Annotated in this window: 6 protein-coding genes; 3 read left to right on the forward strand and 3 right to left on the reverse strand. The window is 67.8% G+C overall.

What is annotated here, in order from left to right; genetic code table 11:
• Positions 1 to 23: 23 nt before the first annotated feature.
• Positions 24 to 707 carry a TetR/AcrR family transcriptional regulator gene (locus tag ACIBB8_RS11490; RefSeq protein WP_398950871.1) on the forward strand — a complete coding sequence of 228 codons (684 nt, stop codon included), beginning with the start codon at positions 24 to 26 and terminating at the stop codon, positions 705 to 707.
• Between the two features lie 549 nt (positions 708 to 1256).
• Here ACIBB8_RS11490 and ACIBB8_RS11495 read toward each other — a convergent pair.
• The 3 genes from ACIBB8_RS11495 to ACIBB8_RS11505 all read right to left on the reverse strand — a co-directional run bounded on the left by ACIBB8_RS11495 (position 1257) and on the right by ACIBB8_RS11505 (position 2798).
• Complete coding sequence (locus tag ACIBB8_RS11495; protein WP_398950874.1) at positions 1257 to 1928, reverse strand: nucleotidyl transferase AbiEii/AbiGii toxin family protein; 672 nt, start codon at positions 1926 to 1928, stop codon at positions 1257 to 1259.
• Positions 1925 to 2272: a transcriptional regulator gene (locus ACIBB8_RS11500; RefSeq protein WP_398950877.1), complete on the reverse strand. Its 348-nt coding sequence runs from the start codon at positions 2270 to 2272 to the stop codon at positions 1925 to 1927. Before ACIBB8_RS11500 ends, ACIBB8_RS11495 begins: the two co-directional genes overlap by 4 nt.
• A 154-nt stretch (positions 2273 to 2426) precedes the next feature.
• On the reverse strand, positions 2427 to 2798 hold the full coding sequence (locus ACIBB8_RS11505) for a hypothetical protein (RefSeq protein WP_398950879.1): 372 nt from the start codon (positions 2796 to 2798) through the stop codon (positions 2427 to 2429).
• Positions 2799 to 3108: 310 nt separating this feature from the next.
• Here ACIBB8_RS11505 and ACIBB8_RS11510 point away from each other — a divergent pair, with 310 nt between their 5' ends.
• Both ACIBB8_RS11510 and ACIBB8_RS11515 read left to right on the forward strand, forming a co-directional pair.
• Entirely contained in the window at positions 3109 to 5424 is a 2316-nt protein-coding gene (locus ACIBB8_RS11510; protein WP_398950881.1) for an N-6 DNA methylase, read from the forward strand.
• 73 nt (positions 5425 to 5497) lie between these two features.
• Positions 5498 to 5719: a hypothetical protein gene (locus tag ACIBB8_RS11515; protein ID WP_398950883.1), complete on the forward strand. Its 222-nt coding sequence runs from the start codon at positions 5498 to 5500 to the stop codon at positions 5717 to 5719.
• Positions 5720 to 6645: the final 926 nt, after the last annotated feature.

A 6645-nucleotide genomic window follows, 5' to 3' on the forward strand; every position in this document is an offset into this window, starting at 1 on the left:
CTTCGCGGCCCTATCGTGAGGCCATGCCCCGCTCCACGCTTACCCGCGACCAGATCGTCACGACCGCTGTGGCCCTCCTCGACGAGGAGGGCCTCGAGGGCCTCAACATGCGCGCCCTCGGCCAGCGCCTGGACTCGGCCGCCACCGCCGTCTACTGGCACGTGAAGAACAAGGACAACCTCGTCACGCTCGCCGGCGACCAGGTCTGGGACGAGATCCGGCTCCCCGACCTCGACACGGTCGACTGGCGGACGGCCGCCACCACCATGGCCACCGACCTGTATGCGATGTTCACTCGTCACCCCTGGCTGGTGCAGGCTTTCGCGAGCCACCTCTTTCATGGCGAGGCCAAGGCCCGCCACGACGACCACACCCTCGCCGTCTTCGAGACCGCCGGGTTCGGCGAGGCGGAGGCGGACCGGGCCGCCGCCGCCGTCTTCACGTACGTCCTCGGTAATGCCACCGGCGCTGCCGCCACCGCCGCCCTGACCCGGCGGATCGAGCGGGACGGCGGCGACGCCGAGGAGGTCTTCGGCGCCACGATGAAGGAGGCCGCCGAGGTCGCCGCCCGGTTTCTCCGCCTGCGGTCCCGGATCGATGCTGCCCCGGTAGCCGGCTACGCCGAGGCCCCGGACGATACGTTCGGCTTCGGCCTCCGGTCCCTCCTCGACGGCCTGGCAGCCCGCCTGCCGCGCGCGAACGGCTGACCGACGTGCGATGACAGCCGGGCCGCCGGCAGACTCCCCAGGCGGCCTGGACTGTCGGCCATCACGCACAGCACGGAGGCGGCGGCGAAAGCGACGAGGCCGCCGACGAGGACGGGCCTGGCGCCGATCCGGTCGGCGAGCGTGCCGAAGGCGGGCTTGAGGATGACCTCGGCTCGGTGGCTGTGCGTGACCGCTCGAGGTCCCAATCTGGCGCCTTGTTACGGCACTTGTGACACGCGAATGGCACGCGGACCCCAAGAGGTCCAGGCAATGAACAAGCCCCAGGTCGCTGACCTGGGGCTTACCGGAAGGGCGGGTGACGAGAATCGAACTCGCGCTCTGAGCTTGGGAATCACCGACGCTTGCGCGGTCGAAACGCCTCTGGCCTGCACGTTTGGCCCTGAGATGCGAGGTCGGCGCGGTCTCTGGGCACCGAGCTTGACCGCTGTTGTCCGCCCCGAAGGGCACGGATGGGGCACGGCGACCGATGGGTTGGCAGCCTTTGTCACGAAATGCGTCCCTCTCGAACGGTCGGCATGCGTGAGGTCATCAGTCTTCATGCGGAGCCTCAAGCGCGTGGAGCCGCTCCCCGATGTCGTCGGCCCAGGCCTGTGCCCACTGCCGCAGCCCGGCGATCGCCCCCTCGTCGAGTCCGTAGGCGGCGAATTCCGTGTCGTCGATCCAGTCGGCTCCGCTCAGCCGAGCTTGAAGCTCGCTGAGGTCGAAGGAGTCGCGGGCATGGCGTCGGCCGAGTTCTTCGAGTTCGACGGGGCTCCAGCGGCTCGTGGCGGCCTGCACGTCGATCAGATCCCTGGCGAGTCCGCGGTCGGCCAGGGCGCGGACCTTGGTGCCGACGACGTCTTCGAGGGACAGCACCAAGCCGTGCTCGGTGTGTACGGGCGGTCGCCAGAGTGCTTCCTTGAGGATGTCGACCTCGCACTCTTCGCGGGTGGCAGGGTCGGTGACGATCAGACGTGCGGACAGGGGGTCCGTCTCCAGGGCTACTACGTGCCATCCGCGCCGTTCCAGTCCGGCGCGCACGACAGTAGCGATGTCCTCCATAGGGTCCGGGTTCTCGGTCGCGACATCGAGGTCCTGGCTGAGCCGGTCGACCAGGCCGTGTGCCTGGACCGCGTAGCCGCCGGTGAGTGCGAGAGGGTACGCACCACCCACAGCGAGCACATCTGCAAGCAAGCGGTGGTGCAGGCCCGTGAGGTTCACGCAGCGGCCCGGGCGCTGTCGGCCAGCTCACCGAAAGCGCTCTCCCAGACCTCGCGGACGTCCCGGCTGACCAGTGTGCGCAGTGTGGGCCACAGGCTGGCGAGGAGGTCCCGGTCGAGGTACTGGACCAGGTCGTCGTGCTGGCCCTCGGCCAGGACGATGCGGTAGTAGCTCATCCGCAGCCGGGGCTGGTCGAGGTCGAACGTGGTCAGCCCTGACCACGCAAGGTGGAGCGGCAGACGTACCGGGCCGTGCTTGGGACCGGCAAGCTCGGAGAGCGCTGCGGGCAGGCGCCGGGCGAACTTGGCACGACGGAGATCGGAAAGACGAGGCTGTGATGCCATACATCGATTATCCAGGAAGAGCCGACGATGAGCCGCTGGGTCCGCAGCCACCACTCCTGCGAACTGGAGACCGGCCCGCTGCTCCGCCAGCGGCGAGCATGAGGTCGAATCGGCCTACCACGGCGGGTGGGATGACGGCGTTGAAGCCGAGGGGTCACAACAGGTTGCCGCGGATGGTGGTGAGGGCGCGGCGGGCGAAGGCTTCGATGTCGTCGCGGACGAGGGAGACGTCGGCGGCACCGATGGCGACAACGGTGCCGGTGCCTGTCGTGGTGCCGAGGTCGGCCGGCGAGCGCCGCCGCGTCGTTGACGCCGCCCCCGACGACCGCGACCTGTTTCCCCTCCGCGCGCAGCGCGCGGACGAGTTCCGCTTCGTGCTCGGGAACCGGCGGTAGAACTCGAATCCCTGCACCAGCGTGATGCCCACCGGACCGCCCACGACGACCGAGAACGTCTGGCCGCAGGTCTGGCGGACGAAGTACGCGACGAATAAGCGAGAAGGAACCAGCCGCGCGGTCGTCTCCACCTCTCACTATCGCGATGCACGGCTGTAGTCCTCGGCAACCCTTCACGCAACTGACGTGCGAGGGGGCCTACCTGAGGATTCTGTTAACCCGTGTAATCGAGGAACCTGGGCGGAGGTGCGGTCGCAGGAACGTTACTAGCCCCGTTTTCACGTGCTTCTTCGTCTCTTTCGTGTCATGGCGGGGTAGGTCGCTCTCTACTCCACCAGGGCAGAAAGAGTGAGCACTGTGAATGCGCACTTGTCTCACGTGTCTTCGCCCTCGTACGGTCCTCACATCGAAGCTCAACCGGCCCAACCGTCAGGAGCCATCATGCAGTTGGCACACGATGAACAAACCGGTCTTGTCACTCGAACCCAGATCGCGGAGCGCGCGGGCGTGAAGCGCCCGGCCGTGTCGAACTGGGCCCGGCGGCACAAAGACTTTCCCACCCCGGTGCGCTCCGGCGATACGGAGCTCTTCCACGAGGCCGAGATCGCGCGATGGCTGATGAACCGCACCATTCCTCAATCCCAGTTGCTCGACGGGGAACAGGCGGGAACCACCTACGCCGACCGATTCCGCCGGGCCGGTGGTGACCGACCGCCTGCGGAACCGAAAGCCGTGGGGAGCAGCGCTCAGCGCATCGGGCCCGAGGACAAGAAGGCCGTCGATCGGCTGATGGGCCGACTCGCGGACCGGGTCCGAGGCCCGGCGCCCATGGCGGACTACGTGAACCTCTGTCTCATCGTGATGTACGTACGGCATGCGGAACCGGAGCAGTGGCGCCGGATTGAGGACGCCATGTCGGCAGGTCAAGAGGGTCGAGATGTGCAATCGCTGCTCCGTTCCCTCGGAGACATGGCCCAGGACACGCTGCGCCGGAACGGCGACCGCACCGACATGCGCAGCAGCTTGCTGCAACTGGAACCGCGGAGCTGGGACGACCTCACCACGGCAGTACGGACGGCTGCGGGTACGGGTGTTGGCGCGTTCCAGCTCGTGTGGGAGTCGTTCAGCGCCCGGGAAGGGCTGCAGAGCTCGGAGTTCTGCAGCCCGGTGGGCCTGGCCTCGTTGGCCGCGGAACTCGTACTGACCCCGGGGCAGAAGGCCACGGTGCTGGACCCCTACACGAGGGGGGGAGAGATGCTGGCGGCTGCGTACCGGCACATCGGAGGCGTGCGGGGGACCGTGTACGGCGAGACCCTCGACAGCCGGCTCCAAGCGGTCGCGAGCCTGTACCTTCTCCACCTCGGCGTGCAGCCGAAACTGACCAGCACCCGGTCGGACCGATGGCCACCGAACCGCGAACACGGTGCTGATGTGGTGCTGACGAACCCACCGTTCAACATGAGCGACGCACCCGGTCCCGGGCGCCGGACGGGAAACTGGCCGTACGGACCACCACCACAGGGCAATGACAATTTCGCCTGGGTGCAGTACGTCCTTGGGGCACTGGTACCCGACGGTCGAGCCGTGGTGGTCATGCCGGTGAAGGCGGGCAACTCGGTGAACATCGCCGAGCGCAAGATCCGCCGCGCCCTTGTCCGCAGCGGGGCTGTGGAGTGCGTCATCACGCTGCCGTCCCATCTGTTCTCCGCGACGCCCGTGCCGGTATCCCTGTGGCTGCTGCGACGTGTGGAGCAACCGGTGAGAGAAGACATCCTGTTCGTCGATGCCCAGGAAATGGGGGCAAAGGTCCGACGCCGACGAGTTCTGCGCGACACGGACAGCGATGCGATCACGGCCGTGGTACGCCCGTGGCTCGCCGGAGAGCAGTTCCCGGACGGTGAGGAGTACGCGGCACGCGCTGCCGACCGGGGCTTGTCGGCTGTCGTCGTGACCCGCGCGATCATCGCCGACGAAGAGTGCTCGCTGCGCCCCGCCGACTACTTGGGGGGCGGAAACTACGGTGCTGCTCCCGTTGCGGCCCAGCTGCGCACAGCCAGTGAGGAGGCGGCAGAGCATACGGACATGCTCCGCCTGCTGGAGCAGCGATCGGGGGAAACGGGCAACGGCTACCGCACGGGCTCGGGACCTGTCGGCTGGAACGAGGCAGTTCTCAAGGACCTGTGCGAGATCCGGCCCGGTCCGTCATACACCCGTCTTCCAGCGGAGGCGCGCACGGCGGATGCCGGTATTCCTCTTGTCTTCCCGCAGGATCTCGTCGGAGGGAAGATCGCGGACGAACCCCAGAACCGCGTGCCGTGGCAGACGGCCGAGCGCTTCAAGAAGTTCGAGTTGCTGCCCAACGACATCGTCTGCGTGCGTACGGGAGCCCAGCAGCAACCCGCGCTGGTCTCCGGCCCACAGGCCGGATGGCTGCTCAGCTCGAACGTGATGCGTCTGCGCGTACGCCCCGATGCCGAGATCGACCCCCTGTACCTCCACGCCTACCTGAGCCTCCGGTACGCACGCGAGTGGATGTCCCACCGTGCCGCGGCCACGGCAGCCCCCTCGCTGAGCTCTGCGGCTCTGGGACACCTTCCCGTGCGCTTTCCGCCGATCGGGCAGCAGCGGCGGAGTGTGGATCTTCTCGGTGAGCTCGGCCGATGCACCGATGCGTACGCCTCGTACGTCTCGGCACTTGGCCGGCTGCGGGCCGAACTCGCCGAACACCTGCTGCACGGCTCGGTCGAGCCGCTGTGACTGCCTGCCACCGCTGATCCCTCCTGCTCGCCCTTCCTCTATCTTGCCCGTGACCTTAGAAAGGATCGAGTCCATGCCCGAATCGACAGTCCGTTCCGGACGTACGTGGCAGCTGTGGCTGGCGCTGTACGTTGCCTGCTCCATGGTGGTCGGCCTTGTCGTGAGCCTGTTGGTACTCCGGTCAGGCGTTGGCGCCACTGATGTCGTTCTGGCCGGGGGAGGCGGCTTCGCGACCTCCTTCGCCCTGTGCCTCGCACTGCCTGCGGCTGTCCGCGAACTCAAACGACTGGGCTGACCCGGACCGGCCGCCCGCACGACTGAGCACGGTCGACGGAGAACCTCGGGCCACGGACGCGGCGAAGTCGGCGACAGCCTTCTGCAGCGGTTCGGCCATGACCCCCGCACCGCTTCAGGCGCTCCTGCACGTTCTGGGCAACACGAAAGCCCCAGGTCGCTGACCTGGGGCTTTCACATGGAATGCACGGAGCGGGTGACGAGAATCGAACTCGCGCTCTGAGCTTGGGAATCACCGGTCCTTGTGCCCCCAACTGTGAGCTGACCAGCGGGAATGGGTGCCACGGGGAGCCCTGGAGCTCGTCTTGGCAACCGTGGCTGACCGTGGCTCCCCGCCCTGTCGGGCATGGATCGGGCACGGACACCTTCTGATCCGTAGCTCTAGCCACAACTGTCGGCGACGACCATACCGGCCGCTACGAGGCCCCAGAGAGACGTTAGCGGACGGGGGCGGTTGCTGTGGTTGCGGTACTGCGCTGCTGTACAGCCACTCCACCGACGCTGGTGGTACTCACTCACATCTTGCTGTCTGGCCAGATCGCCGCGGGGCACCGCGCCCGAGCAAGAAAGCGGACCTGAGAGAAGTTTCGCCACCTCGTCAAGGGCTCGCTCCGCGCGCCCGGCTTGGCGCCGGGCGACGCTCCTGTCTCCGCCCCCCTCCGCCCGGCCGCCGGACGGGCGCGGCGCGAGCAGAATAGAGAAGACGGCCGGTACGGGGCTGGGGCGGTCGGTTCCGCGGCTTTAGACAGCCACCATGGGGCGAGCCTCGCCAGCGCAGGCGCGTGACCCGCTTCCGGGGTCAGCGAAGCATCCAGTAACCGAACAGCGGGGCGCCGGAGGTCGGAAGGCCTACGGACGCGGCTCCGAAGCTGACGGCGTTCTTGGCGGTCACACCCGATGACGAGCCACGCAGACTCCACACGGCGC

This window comes from Streptomyces sp. NPDC051286 (assembly GCF_044455345.1).
Taxonomy (GTDB): domain Bacteria; phylum Actinomycetota; class Actinomycetes; order Streptomycetales; family Streptomycetaceae; genus Streptomyces.